A 19,725-nucleotide genomic window follows, 5' to 3' on the forward strand; every position below is an offset into this window, starting at 1 on the left:
AAATGTATGCAAGGCAAGAACAATTCTGAACACGGGTTGGCACTCAACGAACAGTTGACCGTGGTGCTGATGTCTCACGAGCGGCCGGCATTTTTGCGCCGGGCCGCACGTTTCTACAGCGGCTTGCCTTGCAGGATTCTGGTGCTGGATTCTTCGACTGAAGGTCAGCCAAGCCTGGCCGGGCAGTTTGAAAATGTGGATTACCAGCATGTTCCGCAGTTTGGCTACTGGGGAGTCCGTGCCAAGCTGGCCTTTGGCGTGGAACAAGTGACCACTGCGTTCATGGTGTTCGCCGCCGACGATGATTTCCATGTGCACGATGCCCTGCGCGCTGCCGTGGCATTCATGGCGGTCAATCCCGACTACGCCCTGTGTCACGGCTACAGCATGATGTACCTGTCGCAACCCAACAGCGTCAGCTACTTCCGGCGGGACAAGAAGGTCTGCGAAGACTATTCGTCCGAGCTCGCCGAGGAGCGTGTGCTCGATTACATGCACCAGTACCTGCCGCCTTTCTATGCCGTACAGCGCACCGACCTGGTACGTGACTGGTATCAGGTGATGCCTCAGGATACGTCCTTCCAATGGCAGGAAATCGGTCACACCTATTACATGCTGGCGCGGGGCAAGGCGCGGATTCTGCCGATCCCGTATGTCGTGCGTGAAATGAACTACGGTTACTCGGATCACAACACTGAAATCTTCCACACGCTGGCTCATACGGATGCCAGGACGGTCGCCGAGCGTGAAGCCTTTGCTGCTTTCCTCTTCGGCTTGCCGACTCAAGTTCAAAGCGAGGACCCTGAGCAAGGCCGGCAGTTCGCGCTGCAAAGCTTTGAGGCCTTGGCCGATAGCTTGCGCACCGGTCGCGCACTGACCACCGAGCTGATTATCGAGTCCGCCTGGACAAGCGTCGAGAACGGCCCTGTGCGCCGTTTCGGCCCCAAGCAATACGTCGAAATGCCGTTCTACAACCAGGCGTTTTTCGATCAGTTGACGCAGTTCGAGTTTCTGTTGCACGCCATGCCGGCCGGTCGCGTTCAGTTGGCAGGCCTTGAGGGTATCTGGACCCGTCAGCAGAGCCTGATGCTGGCGCGCAACAATGACACGCCGGAAAGTGTGGTCGACCGTTTGTGGCAAGCCCACGACAGCAACATCTTCAACCGCGCGGTGGTCAAGCGTCTGGTGGCCCAGCTGGAACTGCTGGGTGAAGACGAAGAAGCGCAGACCCTGGGCGATTGGGCTGCACGTCTGGAGGCGGTGTCGGTTGAGGGTAATCGTGCGACGTTCGACAAGATGCTCTCCGGTCGACTGCTCAAATGGCTCTCCCCCCGCCAGCCTGATGAACAAGAGGCTGAGTCGATCGCCCGACACCTTGCGGCCAACGACGGTGGTCCTCAGTTCGGGATTTTCCTGCTCGACCTGGATAACGATATCGACAAACTGCAAGTCTCTCTCGACAGCCTTCTCGAAGGTCACAGCAAGGCGTTCAGGATTGTGGTCTTCACCACCGGCGAAGCACCGGCCGCGACCACGGCGCAGAACACTCTGCACTTTGTCCGGGTTACCCAAAGCAACTACGTCGACAAGCTGAACCAGGGTGCTCGTCAGTCGCCTTGCGACTGGTTGATGCTGGCCGAAGCCGGTGACGAGTTCACTGCCGGCGGGCTATTGCGCGCCAGCCTGGAACTGTTGTCTGCCACGGATTGCCGAGCTGTCGCCACCGACGAAATCCAGCGCACCAGCGAAGGCGCACTGGTGGACGTATTCCGTCCTGGCTTCAATCTTGATCTGCTGCAAAGCCTGCCGGCCTTGATGGCGCGTCACTGGCTGATCCGTCGGGAAGTGTTCCTTGAAGTCGGTGGCTACCAGCCTGATTTCAGCAAGGCTCTTGAGTTCGACCTGTTGCTGCGCATCATCGAGCAGGGGGGCCTCAACGGGCTGGCCCACCTGGATGAGCCGCTGGTGATTGCCCGGGCGCCGGTGCTGGAAGAAAACGCCGATGAGCGCCTGGCGTTGTTGCGCCACCTGGGCAATCGGGGCTACAAGGCCAAGATTACTTCGACGGTACCTGGCACCTGGCAGATCGATTACCGCCACACCGAACGCCCGCTGGTGTCGATCATCGTGGCGGCCGGGGACAATCTTTCGGCCCTGCAGCAGTGCCTGCAAGCGGTCTTGCTACGAACCCGCTACATCCAGTACGAAGTGTTGGTTGCGATCAACCAGCATCAGTCGGCCGAGGTCAATGACTGGCTCGGTACTTATCAGCATCCGAAAGTCAGCATCCTGCGCAACGATCAGCGTATGAGCGATGCGGCGTTGTACAACGCGGCCAGCCAGCAGGCGCAGGGCGAGTACCTGATACTGTTGGCCGCCGACAGTGAAGTGGTCAACCCGAACTGGCTTGAGTCGCTGCTCAATCACGCCCAGCGTCCGGAAGTCGGCGTGGTCGGTCCCAAGTTGATCGACCGTGACGGCAAGGTCACTCAGGCCGGTCTGATTCTCGGCATGAACGGTGGTGTGGGCTCAGCCTTTGTTGGTGAAAAACACGACGCCGAAGGTTACTTGCACCGGTTGGCGCTGGAGCAGAACTACTCAGCAGTGTCGATGGTGTGCCTGATGGTGCGTAAAGCGTTGTTCGACGAGCTGGACGGTCTGGACAGCGTGACCTTCGCCGACGGTTTGAGCGACGTTGACCTGTGCCTGCGGGCTGGTCAGGCCGGTTACCTCACCGTGTGGACGCCGCTGGTACAGGTGATTCATTCGGGGGAAGTACCACAAGCGCCGCAAGCCCTCGATGCATTGCGAGAAAAGTGGGCCCCGGCCTTTGCTCAGGACCAGGCCTATAACGCCAATCTGGCCTTGAGCGGCAAAGGCTTTGCCCTGGGCGAAAGTGCTTCGGTGAACTGGGCGCAGATGCTCGGCTAGGCCTGGCGAACAGGTATAAGGATTCAAGGCATGTTCAACGGAAAATCGATTTTCATCGCAGGCGGGACCGGTTCGTTCGGGTGTCGGATCATTCGGGACGCGCTGGTGCGTGTCTGGTTGCCAGCATGATTCCTTACGCTAGGCAAAGCCTTGATCAGGCGGACATCGATGCCGTGGTCGGTGTATTGCAGTCTGACTGGCTGACCCAGGGGCCGACCATCGAGCGCTTTGAGCGAGCGATGGCCGAACGCTGCGAGGCAGGTTTTGCCGTGGCGGTGTGCAATGCCACGGCGGCCCTGCACATCGCTTGCCTGGCGGCAGGGCTCGGCCCGGGCGATTGGCTATGGACGACACCGAACACCTTTCTCGCCTCGGCCAACTGTGGTCGCTACTGCGGTGCCGAGGTGGATTTTGTCGATATCGACCCGCTGACCTGGAATCTCGATGCCGCTGCGCTGGCCGTCAAGCTGGAGCGGGCCGAGCGTGAAGGCCGGTTGCCGAAAGTGCTGGTGGCGGTGGCGTTCTCCGGGCAGAGCTGCGACATGCGCAGGATTGACGCACTGGCCAGGCGATATGGCGTTACTGTGATCGAAGACGCGGCCCATGCCGCTGGTGCGTCCTACGCCGGGCGGCCGGTGGGTTGTGGCGAATTTGCCGCGATGACCGTGTTCAGTTTTCATCCGGTGAAGATCATCACCAGCGCCGAAGGTGGCATGGTGATGACCAACAGTCCGGAACTGGCCGAGCGTCTGCAACGCTTGCGTAGCCACGGCATGACCCGGGATCCGCAGCAGATGACCGGACCCAGCCACGGCCCTTGGTACTACGAACAGGTGGAGTTGGGTTTCAATTACCGCATTACCGACCTGCAAGCGGCCCTTGGTTTGTCGCAGTTGAACAAACTGGATGAGTTTATCGAGCGCCGGCGTGAACTGGCGGCTCGTTATGACCGCTTGCTGGCGTATTTGCCGCTGACCTTGCCTGGTGCACAACCCGAGGCCGAGTCGTCATGGCATCTGTATGTGGTGCGGCTGCAACTCGATCAGATCGGTCTCACTCATCGTGAGGTGTTCGAGAGTTTGCGAGAGGCCGGGGTCGGTGTGAACCTGCACTACATTCCCGTGCATTTGCAGCCTTACTATCGTGATCTGGGGTTCGCCGAAGGTGATTTTCCGCAGGCGGAACGTTACTACGCCGAAGCCATCAGCCTGCCGTTGTATCCATTGCTCAGTGATGAACAACAGGACTACGTGGTGGAGCAGATGCGGCAGCTGATCGAAATAATCCAGCCATTGCGGCGGGTGGGAAATGTGTGATGCGTGAACTGACCGTGCAGGAAACCTTCTGGCAGGGTGAATTCGGCAACCAGTACGTTGAGCGCAATGTCGGGCAGCCGCTGGTGGCGGCCAACCTGGCGTTGTTCGCCAAGGCACTGAAACGGGTCGGGCACATCGGCAGCCTGGTAGAACTGGGCACCAATGCCGGCAACAACCTGCAGGCACTGCACCAGCTGTTGCCGCGCTGCGAATTGTTTGGCGTGGAAATCAATGCCAGCGCTTGTGCCGCGGCCCGGGCGTTGGGGATTGCACACATCTGGCAGGGTTCGCTGTTCGACTTCCCACGGGAACGTACCTTCGACCTGACCCTGAGCAAAGGCGTGCTGATTCACCTGGCGCCGGAGTTACTGCCGGCCGCGTACGCGCAACTGTATGAGCTGAGCAAGCGCTACATACTGATCGCCGAGTACTACAACCCGGCGCCGGTCGAGGTCCCGTATCGCGGCAACAGCGGCAAGTTGTTCAAACGCGATTTTGCCGGTGAAATGCTCGATCGCTATGACGATCTGCAACTGGTTGATTACGGTTTTGGTTACCACCGCGATCGGCAATTCCCGGTGGATGACATCACCTGGTTTGTCCTGGAAAAATGCCGTTGAACAACGTCGCCATTATTCCGGCCCGCGGTGGCAGCAAACGAATACCCCGCAAGAACCTCAAGCCGTTTGCTGGTGTGCCGATGATTGCCCGATCGATTAAGGTCGCTTTGGAATCCGGGTTGTTTTCCCGAGTGGTGGTCAGCACCGACGATGAGGAAATTGCCGGACTGGCGCGGGACTGCGGCGCCCAGGTGCCCTTCATGCGCCCGGCGGCACTGGCCGACGACTTCACGGGCACCGCGGCGGTGATCGCCCATGCCCTGCAAGCCTTGCGCGAACAAGGGGACGAGTTTGATCGCGCCTGTTGTATCTACGCGACCGCGCCTTTGTTGCAATCGCGATTTCTTGTCCAGGGGCTTAGCCTGCTGGAGCAGCACCCCGACAAGTCATTCGCCTTCTCGGTGTGCGACTTCGGATTCCCGGTCCAGCGAGCCCTGACCCTTGATGATCAGGGGGCATTAACGGCGCTGTATCCGCAGTATCGTGATACCCGTTCACAGGATCTGTCGATCGCCTATCAGGACGCCGGACAATTCTACTGGGGCCGCAGCGATGCCTGGCTGCGTGGCGAGGTGCTGTATTCACCGTACAGCCTGCCGGTCATCCTGCCGCGTCATTTGGTGCAGGACATCGACACACTGCAGGACTGGAAGCGCGCCGAATACCTGTATGCCGCGCTGAAGGCCGGTGGGGAGCTGCAATGAGAGTGCTGATTCGCTCTGACGCCTCGCCAACCATCGGCAGCGGCCACATCGCACGCTGCCTGTGCCTTGCCCGGGTATTGCGCAGGCAGGGCAGTCATGTGGCGTTCGCCTGTCGCCTGTTACCGGGGCATCGACTGGAGGCACTGCGGGCCGAAGGTTTCGAAGCCTTCGCGCTGCCCGAGCGCTACAGCGATGAAGACCCGCAGCAAGCCATCGAGTCCATGCTGCCATGGCAGACGGACATCGCCGCGCTCGAGCCGCTGCTGGAGCATCAGCCGGCGTTTGACTGGATCATTGTCGACCACTACGGTCTCGATCATCACTGGCAGACGGCCGCCCGGCGCTTTGCGCCACGGATCGCCGTGGTCGATGACCTCGCCACCCGAACCTACAGCGCCGACTTGCTGCTGAACCAGAACCTCTCGGGAACGCCAGAGGCTTATACGTCGCTGCTGGCGCCAGGCTGCCGGACCTTGTTCGGCCCAAGGTTCGCCATGCTGCGCGACGAGTTCCGTTGCCCGGCCATCGACATCAAGCCTCAGGCCCGGCGTGTGCTGGTAAATTTCGGCGGTTTCGACGCGGCAATGCAGACCCACCATGCGATGCTGGCGCTGGCAGACTTTGCCGAGCTGGAGGTCGATTTTGTCGCCGGAGCAGATAATCCGGCCTGGGCGCAGATGCAGGCGTTGGCGGTGAGCCGCCCGCATTGGCGCCTGCACAGTTTTGTCAGTGACTTTTATCGATTGATGACCGAGGCCGACCTGTTTGTCGGGGCGGGTGGCGGCACCAGTTGGGAACGGGCGGCCATGGGGCTGCCGACGATTTGCATTGCCGTATCGAACAACCAGCAGGTCAACGGCGAGGTCATGGCGGCCGCAGGCGCCCATGTGTTCATGGGGAGGCGCGAGCAGGTCAGTGTCGAGCAATTGCGCCTGGCCATCGGCTTTGTCGCGGGTAACCAGGGTCTGCGCCAGAGCCTGGCGCGGCAGTCGCGACAACTGGTCGATGGCCGGGGGGCGCAGCGAGTGGCGGCTGCGCTGGCCGGCGCGGTGTTGAGGGTGCGTCCGGCGACCCTGGGTGATGCGCAGTTGTTGTTCGACGGGCGCAACACCGAGGCCGTGCGCCACTGGTCGCTGGAGACCGGCGTGATCGAGTGGCCCGCGCATCAAAACTGGCTGACGGCGAGCCTGAACAATCCTCGGCGGCAGCTGCTGATAGCCGAGGCCGATGACGGTCCGGTCGGTGTACTGCGTTATGACGTGCGTGGTTTTACCGCCGAGGTGTCGATTTATCTATTCGAAGGCCGGTTCGGCCTGGGTTGGGGCAGGGCGCTGCTGGACCGTGGAGAAGCCTTTGTGAAGGCCCGCTGGCCAGAACTTGAGTCGCTCACCGCCCAGGTATTGCCCGCTAACCAGCCGTCGCTGAACGTCTTTCGCGAAGCCGGTTTTACCCAGAGTGCCTGCGCGTTCACGCGCGTATTGAAGGATCACGCAGATGACTAGCTTCAAGATTGGCGAGCGCCTGATCGGTGCCGATGCGCCGCCATTGATCATTGCCGAGATGAGCGGCAACCATAACCAGTCCCTGGACGTGGCACTGCAAATCGTCGAGGCTGCGGCAAAGGCCGGTGCCCATGCGTTGAAACTGCAGACCTACACTGCCGACACCATGACCCTGGACCTGACCGAGGGTGAGTTTTTCATCAAGGACCCCAACAGCCTGTGGGCCGGTAGTTCGTTGTACGCGCTGTACGAGAAGGCATACACGCCCTGGGAATGGCACGCGCCGATTTTCGCTCGCGCCAGGGCGCTGGGGTTGCTGGCGTTCTCCACGCCATTCGATGAGAGCGCCGTAGACTTCCTCGAAAGCCTCGACGTGCCGGCCTACAAGATCGCCAGTTTCGAAAACACCGACCTGCCGCTGATACGCCGGGTGGCCGCGACGGGCAAGCCGCTGATCATTTCCACCGGCATGGCCAGCATCGCAGAGCTCGATGAAACCGTGCGCGCCGCCCGCGAGGCCGGGTGCAAGGATCTGGTGCTGCTCAAATGCACCAGCACCTATCCGGCATCACCCGCGAACAGCAACCTGAGGACGATTCCTCATCTGCGCGAGTTGTTCGAATGCCAGGTGGGGCTGTCCGATCACTCCATGGGGGTCGGTGTGTCTGTGGCGGCGGTGGCATTGGGGGCAACAGTGGTGGAAAAGCATTTCACCCTCGACCGTGCGGCCGGTGGCGTCGACGCCAGTTTCTCGCTGGAGCCTTCCGAGCTGGCCAGCCTGGTGATTGAAACCGAGCGCGCCTGGCAAGCCATGGGGCAGGTGCATTACGGTGTCACCGAGGCTGAGCGCCAATCCCTGGTGTACCGTAGATCGTTGTATGTAACCCGGGATATGGCGGCCGGCGAGCCCTTCGACGGGACAAATCTGAGAGCCATCCGTCCGGGGCTCGGGCTGGCGCCCAAACACGCGCAAAGTCTCCTGGGACGCCGTGCCCGTCAGGCCATCAAGCGTGGAACAGCGCTTGACTGGTCGTTGGTCGAATGACCCGTTGCCGAGCTGATTCGGCAAAATAGCGTGACCTGCGAGTCAGAACGGGCATCTTCACTGTATTGTATTGACCGGGAAGATGGCGCCTGACCCTTTATCGGGTTCAGTGATGGCCCTCTACGCTTCCCGGTCGTCGCCTTTGGGCGACGCAAATCCTGGTTTGTCGGCGCCCCTCGATTCCTGCGAGTGGTGGTATTGGGCTGTTTATTATTGGGAAGCCGTAATGATTGGCATAAAGAGCATTGCGAGCTACGTTCCTGTAGCCGGCGTGGACAATTACGCACAAGGTGCAAAATTCGAGAAGGATGAAGAATTCATCCTGGGCAAGATCGGTTCGGCTTTCCTGCCGCGCAAGGGCGTTGATCAGGAAACTTCCGATCTGTGCGTTGAAGCGGCCAATGCGCTGTTTGCCAGCAACCCCGATTTGAAACGCGAGTCCATCGATGCGTTGATCGTCGTCACCCAGAACGGTGACGAAGAAGGCCTGCCGCATACCGCGGCCATCGTGCAGGACAAACTCGGCCTGCCGACCAACGTCGCCGCGTTCGATATTTCCCTGGGCTGTTCCGGTTACGTCTACGGCATTTATGCGATCAAGGGCTTCATGGAGGCTGCTGGCCTGAAGAACGGCCTGCTGATCACTGCCGACCCGTATTCGAAGATCGTCGACCCGGAAGACCGCAACACCACCATGCTGTTCGGCGATGCGGCCACGGCTACCTGGATGGGTGAGAACCCGACCTGGGCACTGGGCAAGGCCAAGTTCGGCACCGATGGTTCCGGCGCTCCACATTTGAAAGTCACCGATGGCGTGTTCTTCATGAACGGTCGCCAGGTGTTCAATTTCGCACTGCTCAAGGTGCCGGCGCATTTGCATGAGTTGTTGGGCGAATCGCAATTGAGCGCTGACGACATCGATGCGTTCTGCATTCACCAAGGCAGCGCGGCGATTGTCGACGCAGTTGCGCGGCGCTTCGAAGAGTGCCCGCAGAAGTTCATCAAGGACATGGTCGAGACCGGTAACACGGTGTCGTCGAGCATTCCATTGCTGCTGGAAAAGCATATCCTCGATTCCGAATGGAAGCGCGTTGCGCTCAGCGGTTTCGGAGTGGGGCTGTCATGGGGTTCGGCGATCATCTATCGTCCTTGAGTGAAGGTCTTTTAATAAAAAGGCCGGTACAAAAAAGCGCTCAAGGGTTAACCTTGAGCGCTTTTTTGCTTGTAAGGAATGCGAGGTAGCATGAGCGAATGCTTTGAAGACAATGCTCAGGTTATCCAGCGTCGCTGGCCGTCGCTGTATGCGCGATTGAAAACGGAAGACCGCCTGGCCGTCGAGGTCGACCTGATCGAGGGGCGAGACTCGACGCTGTGTGTGGGTGGTATCCAGCTCACCAGCCGTCATGGTCGTCTGCGCGAGGCCCGCCTGCAGGCCGCCAGTCTCCCGCTCGACAAGCCACAGCTGCACGTTTATGGCACCGGCTTCGGCGATTTGCCTGCGGTTTTGCTGGAACGCGCCGGGCTTGAAAAACTCTATGTCCACATTCTCAACGGCGCGCTTTTCCTATTGGTGCTGGAGCTGATCGATCAACGCCAATGGCTGGGCGATCCGCGCGTGCAATTGCTCTACGCAGGCGATCTGTCCGACATCTTCACCCCGTTTTTTGCCTTGCCCGCCGAAATGCTGCTGGCCGATGACCACAGTGCGAAGATTCGTGATCGGCTGGTCAGCGAAGTGCACTTGAGTTTCAACAATCGTGATTTCGACCCGCAGTCGCCGGTCATTCTGCAGCGCTTGCAGGACACCGTCGGGCTACTGCTTGCCGATGACGATGTGGCTCGGCTCTTCGGCACTTGTCCCGAGCGCGAGATTTATGTGATTGCCACCGGGCCGAGCCTGGAAGGGAATTTCGAGCGCTTGGCAGCGGTGCGCAACCAATCCCCGCGACCTCTGTTCATCTGTGTGGATACGGCCTACAAGCCCCTTCGCGAGCACGGAATCAAGCCTGACCTGGTCGTGAGCATCGACCAGCGCATCAGCGTGCTGCACTTGCCCGGCGACGCGTCCGAGGATATTGCGCTGGTGTACTTGCCATTGAGCGATCCGCAAATGCTCAATGCCTGGAAAGGCAAGCGTTACGGTGGTTACTCCGCAAGCCCGATCTACGCCACGTTGCGCGAACAGCATCCCCGTGCACTGCTGAACGTGGGCGGCAGCGTGATTCACCCGGCCGTGGATCTGGCGGTGAAGATGGGCGCGCAGCGCATCACGCTTTTCGGTGCCGACTTTGCCTTTCCAATGAACCGGACCCACACCGGCTGGAACGATGGTGACCTGGGGCCGCCGGTGAGTCAGGCCAGATACTGGGTGCACGATGGTCATGGCCAGAAGGTCAAGACGCAGTTGAATTTTCGCGGCTATCTGTGCGAGTTGGAGCGTTACATTGCCAGGCATCCCCAGGTCCTTTTCCTCAACAGCAGTCGGGCGGGGGCAATGATTGCCGGGACGCAATTCAATCAGGATTTCGTGCGATGAAGCATCAGGCGATAGGTATCGAGGAATACCGGCAATGCGCCGGTTTGTTTCGCTTGGGGCGTGATGTCGAAGCGGCGTTGAACATGGTCGATCTGTTCGATGAGGCACAGCGCCTGTTTTTGCAGGCACCTCAGGACGTGCAACAGGCGTGGGCATCGTTGCTCAGGCAAATGCTCGCCTGTCAGGAGCGCCAGGATTGGCTGGGGCTCGCCGATTTCATGGAATATGAGTTGATCGAACTGCTCGAAAACATGCCGGCCTGAGGGCAATAACAGCTTTGGCACGGGCGTTTTCGGGCTGGACAGTTTTATGGCGTCATTTTTTCGCGGTTGAGGGGCGCTAAGCCCTTGTTTTCTCGAGGGTGGCAGGGTGATGGCATTTTTTTTAAAAAAAGCCCTCAAGCAACCTGCCAACCCGACGATAACTAATACGAAGGTTCTCTAGGCCATACCCGGCGGTTGCCAGGGCCGGAAGCCGCAGTACCCAACCAACGAGGAATTCGTCATGGCTTTAACAGTAAACACCAACACTACGTCGCTGAACGTTCAGAAAAATCTGAACCGTGCTACCGACGCTCTGTCGACTTCGATGGCTCGCCTGTCTTCCGGCCTGAAAATCAACAGCGCTAAAGACGACGCTGCTGGCCTGCAGATCGCAACTCGCATGGCTGCACAGATTCGTGGTGGCAATCAGGCAGTGCAGAACGCCAACGACGGTATCTCCGTTGCCCAGACCGCTGAAGGCGCGCTGCAAGCTTCGACCGACATTCTGCAGCGTATGCGTGAACTGGCTGTTAAAGCACGTAACGGCACCAACAGCACTGCTGACCAGACCGCTACCAACTCCGAATTCGCTCAGATGTCTGACGAAATCACTCGTATCTCTGCTTCCACCAACCTGAACGGCAAAAACCTGCTGGACGGTACCGCTGGTACCATGCAACTGCAAGTTGGCGCCAACACCGGCTCGGCTAACCGCATCGACCTGGTACTGAGCTCCAAGTTCGACGCCGTATCCCTGTCCGTAGGCAGCGGTACTGTTGTTCTGACTGGTGCAACTTCCGCTACCCTGTCTGCCAACATCGACAACGCGATCACCGCGATCGACGCTGCTCTGGCATCGATCAACGCCACCCGCGCAAACCTGGGTGCTTCGCAGAACCGTCTGACCAGCACCATCTCCAACCTGCAGAACATCGTGGAAAACACCACTGCTGCACAAGGCCGTGTACAAGACACTGACTTCGCCGCAGAAACCGCGAACCTGACCAAGCAGCAAACCCTGCAACAGGCTTCTACCTCGGTTCTGGCTCAAGCCAACCAACTGCCTTCTGCTGTACTGAAGCTGCTTCAGTAATTTTGCAAAGAGTTTGGGCGGGGGAGTGTGCTTGTCACACTCTCTCGCTTTTTACGTTAAGAGGTGATGGGCATGGAGATGAGCGTAAAGCTAGGCGTGTCTTATCCGGCTCCCCAGTCAGCGAGCACCGTTTCGGATAAAGCGCCGGAAAAGCCTAAAGTCGCCAGCGAGACCCCTGTGGCGGAAAAGAAGCTGGATACGGATGACACTCACTTGAAGCAGGCGGTGCAGCAGATCGAAAAATTTGTACAGTCGATCAAGCGCAATCTGGAGTTCTCGATAGATGAGCAGTCCGGAAAGGTCGTCGTCAAAGTGATTGCAAGCGAAACGGGCGAAGTCGTGCGACAGATCCCCTCCGCCGAAGCCCTCAAACTGGCGGAAAGCCTGAGCAATGCGAGCCATGTATTGTTCGACGCCAAAGTTTGATAGCTGGCATGAATAGTGTTTGTACGTTCTTTGGGCGCTGATAAAGGTCAAAAGAGTGGCAGCAACCTGAAGGGAGACGAAAAATGGCAAGTCCAATTTTACCGGGTACGGGCTTGGGCTCTGGCCTGGATATCGGTGCGATCGTTACTGCGCTGGTCAACGCCGACAAATCGGCGAAACAGACGCAGATCGATACTCAGACCAAAACCAACACGCTGAAGATCTCCGGTGTCGGTTCCTTGAAAAGCGCACTGACGGCCTTTCAGACGGCGCTGACCAATCTCGGTAGCAAGACCAATCCTGCGTTTGCGGGCTATACCGCAACTTCGGGTACCCCGTTGATCCTGGGTGCAACTTCCGACAATACCGCCGTTGCCGGTACTTACAGCGTTGTTGTGAATAACCTGGCCACCAACTCGAAAGTAGCCAGTGCTTCTTTTGCCGGCGGTGCCGCCAGTGCCATTCCGAGTGGTACTTTGAAAATCAGTCAGAATGGCACTGATTACGATGTCGCGATTCCAGCCAATGCGACTTTGCAGAGCACCCGGGATGCCATCAACTCTGCACAGGCGAGTAATGGTATTTCTGCCAACATCGTGACCGACAGCACGGGTGCGTCGCGTCTGGTGATCAGCTCCACCAAAACCGGTGCGGGTTCCGACCTGACAGTCAGCGGTATCGCCGGCCTTGAAATCGACGGCACCCAACCGATGGGCACCAATCCTTCGGCCTCCAGTTCAGGAGCTGTCAACGGGGTTGCGGTGGATGCATCGCTGACCATCGATGGGCTGGCAGTGACCAGCAAGAGCAATACGGTTACCGGCGCGGTCAGTGGCCTGACCCTGAACCTGACATCCGTGAGCCCGGGTACGCCGCCGGCTGCGGCGACCGTTACCGTCGCGAATAATACCGCCGGTTTGCAGACCTCGATCCAGTCGTTCGTTGATTCCTACAATACCCTGATGAACACAGTCAACTCCCTGTCCAAGGCGACAGCGGATGCTGATGGCAAGCTGACTGTTCAGGCGGCGTTTACCGGTGATTCGATGTCGCGCACACTGATCTCCGATATCCGCAGCGTGCTGACCGCTCCCGGGGCGGGCGGTCCATTGGCCGTGCTGTCGCAGATCGGCGTGCTGACGAATGAGAAAACCGGCAACCTGGCGTTCGATACAACGGCGTTCAACAAGACGATGGCCATCAACGGCATGAGCGGCCAGGTGCAGCAGTTGTTCAACGGTAGCAACGCTACCAACGGCCTGCTGGCGCGCATGGGCACTGTAATCAAGCCTTATATGCAGACAGGCGGGTTGCTTGACCAGCGCAATACCAGTCTGCAGACCGTGAGCAAGAACCTTTCAAATCAGCAGGCTGCGCTGGACTTGCGTGTCGCCAACATGACCAAGACGTTGACCGCCAAGTACAACGCAATGGACCTTTTGGTCGGGCAGATGAAGGCGACGGCGACTAACATCACCTCGTTCTTCACTTCCTTGAACGCCCAGAAGTCCAACAGCTAGTCATGAACTGACGGTAAAAACCCGGCTACGCATTTTCGCGTGTGCCGGGTTTTTGTCTTTTGATCTAAAGTTTTCTGGCTCGCGGACGATACGCTGGTCATACGAGTCTTTGTGGTAATGAGGTAGAGCATGAATCCAATGTTAGCCCTTCGGCAGTATCAGAAAGTGGGTGCGCACGCCCAGACGTCCGAAGCAAGTCCGCATCGTTTGGTGCAGATGCTCATGGGGGGTGGCCTGGACCGTATTGCCCAGGCCAAAGGCGCCCTGGAGCGCAAGGACATTCCCAGCAAGTGTGTGTCGATCAGCAAGGCGATCGGCATCATCGGTGGTTTGCGTGAAGGCCTGGATCTTGAAAACTGCGCCGATGCCGTTGGTGAGCTCGACAGTCTTTACCTCTACATGATGAAGCGCCTGGCCGAGGCGAACATCAGCAGCGATCCAGAGATTCTTGATGAGGTCGCGAGCTTGTTGCGCACGGTGAAAGAAGGCTGGGACGGCATTGCTGAGCCAGGTCCGCAGTTCTAAGGGAGATCGCCATGAGTCTTGTACTGCAGCGGATAGAGCAAACTCGTGAAGCGCTGGTTGGTGCTTTGGCCAAGCGTGACTGGGAGGCCATCGGTCAATTGGACCTGGATTGCCGTTCCTGCATGGAAGATGTCATGAGCGAGGCTTCGCTGGATGAAGAAGTTTTGCGCAGCAATCTTGAGGAACTGCTGTATGTCTACAAGCAGCTGCTTGAGGTCGCGATGGGTGAAAGGCAGGCGATAGTCGATGAAATGTCTCAGATCCAGCAAGCGCGGAACGCGGCAAAGGTTTACCATCTGTTTGGATAATAAAACCCGGTTAATCCAAACAAGTGCGCCATAAATTTGACTGTGCACGGATTTTTGACTTAACTAGTGGCTGGTTCCAGATTTCAGTCGTCTTCAGGCATACGAGGCCTGCAAGCGTTTAGCTTGCCCCAGCATTTTGGGCATTGAGTTGACTAGGGAAGTTGCTATTGCATGTGGCGTGAAACCAAAATTCTGCTGATTGATGACGATAGCGTCCGCCGCCGCGACCTGGCGGTGATTTTGAATTTTCTCGGCGAAGAAAATTTACCCTGCGGTAGCCATGACTGGCAGCAGGCTGTCGGCTCTTTGTCGTCAAGTCGTGAAGTGATCTGTGTCCTCATCGGGACGGTCAATGCTCCTGGTGCACTTCTGGGCTTGCTTAAGACACTCTCGACATGGGATGAGTTCCTTCCGGTTTTGTTAATGGGCGATAATTCTTCCGTTGACCTGCCGGAAGACCAGCGTCGGCGAGTGCTTTCGACCCTCGAAATGCCGCCCAGCTACAGCAAATTGCTCGATTCGCTGCACCGTGCCCAGGTCTATCGCGAGATGTACGACCAGGCCCGCGAGCGCGGTCGTCATCGCGAACCCAATCTTTTCCGCAGCCTTGTCGGCACCAGCCGGGCGATTCAACACGTCCGCCAGATGATGCAGCAGGTCGCCGACACCGATGCCAGCGTGCTGATCCTCGGTGAGTCCGGCACCGGCAAGGAAGTGGTTGCGCGCAACCTGCATTATCATTCCAAGCGCCGCGAAGCGCCGTTCGTGCCGGTCAACTGCGGGGCGATCCCGGCCGAGTTGCTGGAAAGCGAATTGTTCGGCCATGAGAAGGGCGCCTTCACGGGGGCGATCACCAGCCGCGCCGGTCGATTCGAGCTGGCCAACGGTGGCACCCTGTTCCTCGATGAAATCGGCGACATGCCGCTGCCGATGCAGGTCAAGTTGCTGCGCGTGTTGCAGGAGCGCACCTTCGAGCGCGTGGGTAGCAACAAGACCCAAAGCGTCGACGTACGCATCATTGCGGCGACCCACAAGAATCTCGAAAGCATGATCGAGATCGGCACCTTCCGCGAAGATTTGTACTATCGCCTGAATGTGTTCCCGATCGAGATGGCGCCACTGCGTGAGCGCGTCGAAGACATTCCGCTACTGATGAATGAGCTGATCTCGCGCATGGAGCACGAGAAGCGCGGCTCGATCCGTTTCAACTCGGCAGCCATCATGTCGCTGTGTCGTCATGGCTGGCCGGGCAACGTCCGCGAATTGGCCAACCTGGTGGAGCGCATGGCGATCATGCATCCATACGGCGTGATCGGCGTGGTCGAGTTGCCGAAGAAATTCCGCTACGTCGATGATGAAGACGAGCAAATGGTCGACAGCTTGCGCAGTGATCTGGAAGAGCGCGTGGCCATCAACGGCCATACCCAGGACTTTACCGCCAATGCCATGTTGCCTCCGGAAGGTCTGGACCTGAAGGACTACCTCGGTGGTCTGGAGCAGGGGCTGATCCAGCAGGCGCTGGATGATGCCAACGGCATTGTGGCGCGCGCGGCCGAGCGCCTGCGTATTCGTCGTACCACGCTGGTGGAAAAGATGCGCAAGTACGGCATGAGCCGTCGTGATGGAGACGAGCAGGCGGATGATTGACGCCTGTTTTTCAACTCATTCATTTATAAGAAGTTTTTTTTAGGCACGGGTATTGCTACGTCCCTCGCAACGTTCCGTTTCACTGACGGTCAGCCAAGCGAGAGAGCACGATGCCCCAAGCCGCCCAGATGTCTTCTGTCCTTGATGCTTCGGGACAATCGTCGTCCGTAGAGCTGGCGAGTCGGCTTGGCCTTGAGCAGGCATTTGCGCTGTTCAGCCAGATGTCCAGTCAGTTGACCGATTCCTACAGCATGCTTGAAGCCCGGGTAACCGAGCTCAAGGGTGAGTTGGCAGTGGTCAGTGCCCAGCGCATGCAGGAGCTGGCGGAAAAAGAACGCCTGGCCAACCGCCTGCAAAACCTCCTTGATCTCTTACCTGGCGGCGTCATCGTCATTGACGCCCAGGGTATCGTGCGCGAAGCCAATCCGGCGGCGTGCGAGTTGCTGGGGTTGCCGCTGGAAGGTGAATTGTGGCGCCACGTCATTGCCCGCTGTTTTGCGCCGCGCGAAGACGATGGTCATGAAGTCTCCCTCAAGGATGGTCGGCGCCTGTCGATCGCCACGCGCTCGCTGGACGCCGAGCCAGGCCAGTTGGTGTTGCTCAACGACCTGACTGAAACCCGTCACCTGCAGGATCAACTGGCCCGTCATGAGCGGCTGTCGTCGTTGGGGCGCATGGTCGCTTCGTTGGCTCATCAGATACGCACGCCGTTGTCCGCCGCGTTGCTGTATGCCAGTCATTTGACCGAGCAAGAGCTGCCGGTTGCTACCCAGCAGCGCTTTGCCGGTCGCCTCAAGGAACGCCTGCACGAGCTGGAGCACCAGGTGCGCGACATGCTGGTGTTCGCTCGGGGCGAGTTGCCGCTGACCGATCGCATGACGCCCGCTCAGTTGATGCAATCGTTGCAAGCGGCGGCACTGACCCACGTACAGGATCTGCCGATCCGCTGGCAGTGCGACAGTCATTCGGGGGAGTTGCTGTGCAATCGCGACACCCTGGTCGGTGCGATCCTCAATCTGATCGAGAACGCCATTCAGTCCAGTGCCGGACCATTGCACCTCAAGATTCACCTCTACACCCGCGGCAATTACCTGCGCCTGTGCGTCAGCGACAATGGCTCCGGTATCGATGCCGCCGTTCTGGCGCGATTGGGCGAACCCTTTTTTACCACCAAGGCCACTGGCACAGGTCTTGGCCTGACCGTGGTCAAGGCCGTGGCGCGTGCTCATCAGGGACAATTGCAGTTGCGCTCGCGACTCGGTCGCGGCACTTGCGCGCAGGTTATCCTGCCGTTGTTCAGCAGCGCTCAAGGAGCGGAGTGACGCAGATGGGTATCAAGGTTCTGCTGGTCGAGGACGACCGCGCGTTGCGCGAGGCGCTGGCCGATACGCTATTGCTCGCGGGGCACGATTACAAGGCGGTGGGTTCGGCAGAAGAGGCGTTGCTTGCCGTCGGTGGCGAGGCCTTCAGCCTGGTGATCAGCGACGTCAACATGCCGGGTATGGACGGTCACCAGTTGCTGGGCCTGTTGCGAGCGCGGCAGCCGCAATTACCGGTGTTGCTGATGACGGCTCACGGCGCGGTCGAGCGTGCGGTCGATGCGATGCGCCAAGGTGCGGTGGACTATCTGGTCAAACCATTCGAGCCCAAGGCGTTGCTCGATCTGGTGGGGCGTCATGCCCAGGGCAGTCTCGGCCTGGCTAAGGGTGAAGGGCCGATAGCATTCGAGCCGGCGAGCGCGCAGTTGCTCGAATTGGCGGCGCGGGTCGCACGCAGCGATTCCACGGTGTTGATCTCGGGTGAGTCAGGCACGGGCAAGGAAGTGCTGGCGCGCTACATCCATCAGCATTCTCATCGCTCCAATCAGCCATTCATTGCGATCAACTGTGCGGCGATCCCGGACAACATGCTCGAAGCGACCTTGTTCGGGCACGAAAAGGGCTCCTTCACCGGTGCCATTGCCGCGCAAGCCGGCAAGTTCGAGCAGGCCGACGGCGGCACCATTCTGCTCGATGAAATTTCCGAAATGCCCCTGGGGCTCCAGGCCAAATTGCTGCGCGTACTGCAAGAGCGCGAGGTCGAAAGGGTTGGGGCGCGCAAGCCGGTCACGCTGGACATTCGCGTGGTTGCCACTACCAATCGCGACCTGGCGGGTGAGGTGGCAGCGGGGCGCTTCCGTGAAGATCTTTACTATCGCCTTTCGGTGTTTCCCCTGGCTTGGCGTCCGTTGCGCGAGCGCACCGCCGACATCCTGCCGCTGGCCGAGCGTCTGCTGGCCAGGCACGTCAATAAAATGAAGCATTCACCGGCCAGATTGTCCCCCGAGGCCCAGGCGTGCCTGATCGCTTATCCGTGGCCGGGTAACGTGCGTGAGCTGGACAACGCGATTCAGCGTGCGCTGATCTTGCAGCAGGGTGGCTTGATCCAGCCGCAGGATTTCTGCCTGGCAGGGCCGGTGGCTTGCGCTCCACTGCCTGCATTGGCGCAGGCACCGGTGCGTCCTGTGGAAGTCCAGCCCGAGTCGGCCGGTGCGCTAGGCGATGATCTGCGTCGCCGAGAATTCCAGATGATCATCGATACCCTGCGCGCCGAACGCGGTCGTCGCAAAGAGGCGGCCGAGCGTCTGGGCATCAGCCCGCGGACCCTGCGCTACAAGCTGGCGCAGATGCGCGATGCCGGTATGGATGTGGAAGCCTATCTGTTCGCCACCTGATCCTGTTCCTGTAGGAGCGAGCTCTGCTCGCGATGGTCGTTAACGATAATGCGGGGCGTCAGGATAAACGCGGCGTTCTTCAGTTCATCGCGAGCAAGCTCTCTCCTACAGGGGCTAGCGGGGATGAGAAGGGCTTTTGTGAAACAAGGCTGTGGAGCTGGCACCCTTGTTGCTAACACCTCATGACCCGCCGAGTGAGTGTCAAAAAATTGCGGGTCGTCAAAGAGAGAAACCATGAGCCAAGGTATTGAATTCAATCGGTTGATGCTGGATATGCGCGCCATGCAAATGGATGCCATGTCTGCGCCGAAATCGACTGCCGTTCCTGAAGTGTCGGGCAGCAGCTTTTCCGACATGCTCGGTCAGGCCGTCAATAAAGTGAACGACACCCAACAGGCTTCCACGCAGTTGGCCAGTGCGTTCGAAATTGGCAAAAGCGGCGTCGATCTTACAGACGTGATGATCTCATCGCAGAAAGCCAGCGTGTCCTTCCAGGCATTGACCCAAGTGCGCAACAAACTGGTTCAGGCCTACCAAGACATCATGCAGATGCCGGTTTAAAGGACGAGATTGAGT

18 protein-coding genes are annotated in these 19,725 nt (G+C 59.0%); all 18 read left to right on the forward strand.

Annotation, left to right across the window (positions count from 1 at the left end; all coding sequences use genetic code 11):
- Nucleotides 1–6 precede the first annotated feature (6 nt).
- The 18 genes from AC3WTM_RS11630 to fliE all read left to right on the forward strand — a co-directional run bounded on the left by AC3WTM_RS11630 (nucleotide 7) and on the right by fliE (nucleotide 19,710).
- Nucleotides 7–2,931 (forward strand): TIGR00180 family glycosyltransferase, encoded by a 2,925-nt coding sequence (locus AC3WTM_RS11630; RefSeq protein WP_102669747.1) that lies wholly within the window; start codon nucleotides 7–9, stop codon nucleotides 2,929–2,931.
- Nucleotides 2,932–3,056: 125 nt separating this feature from the next.
- Nucleotides 3,057–4,247 carry a UDP-4-amino-4,6-dideoxy-N-acetyl-beta-L-altrosamine transaminase gene (gene pseC / locus AC3WTM_RS11635; protein WP_102669746.1) on the forward strand — a complete coding sequence of 397 codons (1,191 nt, stop codon included), beginning with the start codon at nucleotides 3,057–3,059 and terminating at the stop codon, nucleotides 4,245–4,247.
- Nucleotides 4,247–4,867 (forward strand): pseudaminic acid biosynthesis-associated methylase, encoded by a 621-nt coding sequence (locus AC3WTM_RS11640; RefSeq protein WP_102669745.1) that lies wholly within the window; start codon nucleotides 4,247–4,249, stop codon nucleotides 4,865–4,867. Before pseC ends, AC3WTM_RS11640 begins: the two co-directional genes overlap by 1 nt.
- Entirely contained in the window at nucleotides 4,864–5,571 is a 708-nt protein-coding gene (gene pseF / locus AC3WTM_RS11645; protein ID WP_102669793.1) for a pseudaminic acid cytidylyltransferase, read from the forward strand. Before AC3WTM_RS11640 ends, pseF begins: the two co-directional genes overlap by 4 nt.
- Entirely contained in the window at nucleotides 5,568–7,073 is a 1,506-nt protein-coding gene (gene pseG / locus AC3WTM_RS11650; protein WP_102669744.1) for a UDP-2,4-diacetamido-2,4,6-trideoxy-beta-L-altropyranose hydrolase, read from the forward strand. The genes pseF and pseG overlap by 4 nt, the downstream gene beginning before the upstream one ends.
- The gene (gene pseI / locus AC3WTM_RS11655; RefSeq protein ID WP_102669743.1) at nucleotides 7,066–8,118 is read left to right on the forward strand and encodes a pseudaminic acid synthase; all 1,053 of its coding nucleotides are present in this window, start codon (nucleotides 7,066–7,068) and stop codon (nucleotides 8,116–8,118) included. The genes pseG and pseI overlap by 8 nt, the downstream gene beginning before the upstream one ends.
- 226 nt (nucleotides 8,119–8,344) lie before the next feature.
- Nucleotides 8,345–9,271, forward strand: coding sequence for a ketoacyl-ACP synthase III (locus tag AC3WTM_RS11660; RefSeq protein WP_056721553.1), 927 nt, complete (start codon nucleotides 8,345–8,347; stop codon nucleotides 9,269–9,271).
- A 90-nt stretch (nucleotides 9,272–9,361) separates the two neighbouring features.
- Complete coding sequence (locus AC3WTM_RS11665) at nucleotides 9,362–10,654, forward strand: motility associated factor glycosyltransferase family protein (protein WP_102669742.1); 1,293 nt, start codon at nucleotides 9,362–9,364, stop codon at nucleotides 10,652–10,654.
- Nucleotides 10,651–10,917: a hypothetical protein gene (locus AC3WTM_RS11670; RefSeq protein ID WP_057715896.1), complete on the forward strand. Its 267-nt coding sequence runs from the start codon at nucleotides 10,651–10,653 to the stop codon at nucleotides 10,915–10,917. Before AC3WTM_RS11665 ends, AC3WTM_RS11670 begins: the two co-directional genes overlap by 4 nt.
- 241 nt (nucleotides 10,918–11,158) lie before the next feature.
- Nucleotides 11,159–12,010 (forward strand): flagellin domain-containing protein, encoded by an 852-nt coding sequence (locus tag AC3WTM_RS11675; RefSeq protein WP_057715895.1) that lies wholly within the window; start codon nucleotides 11,159–11,161, stop codon nucleotides 12,008–12,010.
- 72 nt (nucleotides 12,011–12,082) lie between these two features.
- The gene (locus tag AC3WTM_RS11680) at nucleotides 12,083–12,436 is read left to right on the forward strand and encodes a flagellar protein FlaG (protein WP_102669741.1); all 354 of its coding nucleotides are present in this window, start codon (nucleotides 12,083–12,085) and stop codon (nucleotides 12,434–12,436) included.
- Nucleotides 12,437–12,519: 83 nt separating this feature from the next.
- Nucleotides 12,520–13,956 (forward strand): flagellar filament capping protein FliD, encoded by a 1,437-nt coding sequence (gene fliD, locus AC3WTM_RS11685; RefSeq protein ID WP_102669740.1) that lies wholly within the window; start codon nucleotides 12,520–12,522, stop codon nucleotides 13,954–13,956.
- 129 nt (nucleotides 13,957–14,085) lie between these two features.
- Entirely contained in the window at nucleotides 14,086–14,481 is a 396-nt protein-coding gene (gene fliS, locus AC3WTM_RS11690; protein WP_102669739.1) for a flagellar export chaperone FliS, read from the forward strand.
- Between the two features lie 11 nt (nucleotides 14,482–14,492).
- A complete protein-coding gene (gene fliT, locus AC3WTM_RS11695) occupies nucleotides 14,493–14,789 on the forward strand; it encodes a flagellar protein FliT (RefSeq protein ID WP_102669738.1) in 297 nt (98 codons plus the stop codon).
- Nucleotides 14,790–14,960: 171 nt separating this feature from the next.
- Nucleotides 14,961–16,436: a sigma-54 dependent transcriptional regulator gene (locus AC3WTM_RS11700; protein ID WP_102669737.1), complete on the forward strand. Its 1,476-nt coding sequence runs from the start codon at nucleotides 14,961–14,963 to the stop codon at nucleotides 16,434–16,436.
- 128 nt (nucleotides 16,437–16,564) lie between these two features.
- Nucleotides 16,565–17,758: a sensor histidine kinase gene (locus AC3WTM_RS11705; protein ID WP_173677903.1), complete on the forward strand. Its 1,194-nt coding sequence runs from the start codon at nucleotides 16,565–16,567 to the stop codon at nucleotides 17,756–17,758.
- A gap of 5 nt (nucleotides 17,759–17,763) precedes the next feature.
- Nucleotides 17,764–19,149: a sigma-54-dependent transcriptional regulator gene (locus tag AC3WTM_RS11710; protein WP_102669735.1), complete on the forward strand. Its 1,386-nt coding sequence runs from the start codon at nucleotides 17,764–17,766 to the stop codon at nucleotides 19,147–19,149.
- Nucleotides 19,150–19,383: 234 nt separating this feature from the next.
- The gene (gene fliE, locus AC3WTM_RS11715; protein WP_057715889.1) at nucleotides 19,384–19,710 is read left to right on the forward strand and encodes a flagellar hook-basal body complex protein FliE; all 327 of its coding nucleotides are present in this window, start codon (nucleotides 19,384–19,386) and stop codon (nucleotides 19,708–19,710) included.
- The last annotated feature ends 15 nt before the right edge of the window (nucleotides 19,711–19,725 follow it).

The sequence above is a fragment of the Pseudomonas sp. EU05-FHT14B02 genome (genome assembly GCF_058791055.1).

Bases quoted from the DNA above. Each gene is read 5' to 3' on its own strand.
- AC3WTM_RS11710 (WP_102669735.1), top strand. From the start codon at position 17,764: ATGGGTATCAAGGTTCTGCTGGTCGAGGACGACCGCGCGTTGCGCGAG.
- fliS (WP_102669739.1), top strand. From the start codon at position 14,086: ATGAATCCAATGTTAGCCCTTCGGCAGTATCAGAAAGTGGGTGCGCAC.
- AC3WTM_RS11670 (WP_057715896.1), top strand. From the start codon at position 10,651: ATGAAGCATCAGGCGATAGGTATCGAGGAATACCGGCAATGCGCCGGT.
- AC3WTM_RS11675 (WP_057715895.1), top strand. From the start codon at position 11,159: ATGGCTTTAACAGTAAACACCAACACTACGTCGCTGAACGTTCAGAAA.
- pseI (WP_102669743.1), top strand. From the start codon at position 7,066: ATGACTAGCTTCAAGATTGGCGAGCGCCTGATCGGTGCCGATGCGCCG.
- AC3WTM_RS11705 (WP_173677903.1), top strand. From the start codon at position 16,565: ATGTCTTCTGTCCTTGATGCTTCGGGACAATCGTCGTCCGTAGAGCTG.
- pseG (WP_102669744.1), top strand. From the start codon at position 5,568: ATGAGAGTGCTGATTCGCTCTGACGCCTCGCCAACCATCGGCAGCGGC.
- AC3WTM_RS11660 (WP_056721553.1), top strand. From the start codon at position 8,345: ATGATTGGCATAAAGAGCATTGCGAGCTACGTTCCTGTAGCCGGCGTG.
- fliD (WP_102669740.1), top strand. From the start codon at position 12,520: ATGGCAAGTCCAATTTTACCGGGTACGGGCTTGGGCTCTGGCCTGGAT.
- fliT (WP_102669738.1), top strand. From the start codon at position 14,493: ATGAGTCTTGTACTGCAGCGGATAGAGCAAACTCGTGAAGCGCTGGTT.
- AC3WTM_RS11680 (WP_102669741.1), top strand. From the start codon at position 12,083: ATGGAGATGAGCGTAAAGCTAGGCGTGTCTTATCCGGCTCCCCAGTCA.
- fliE (WP_057715889.1), top strand. From the start codon at position 19,384: ATGAGCCAAGGTATTGAATTCAATCGGTTGATGCTGGATATGCGCGCC.
- AC3WTM_RS11640 (WP_102669745.1), top strand. From the start codon at position 4,247: ATGCGTGAACTGACCGTGCAGGAAACCTTCTGGCAGGGTGAATTCGGC.
- AC3WTM_RS11665 (WP_102669742.1), top strand. From the start codon at position 9,362: ATGAGCGAATGCTTTGAAGACAATGCTCAGGTTATCCAGCGTCGCTGG.
- AC3WTM_RS11630 (WP_102669747.1), top strand. From the start codon at position 7: ATGCAAGGCAAGAACAATTCTGAACACGGGTTGGCACTCAACGAACAG.
- AC3WTM_RS11700 (WP_102669737.1), top strand. From the start codon at position 14,961: ATGTGGCGTGAAACCAAAATTCTGCTGATTGATGACGATAGCGTCCGC.
- pseC (WP_102669746.1), top strand. From the start codon at position 3,057: ATGATTCCTTACGCTAGGCAAAGCCTTGATCAGGCGGACATCGATGCC.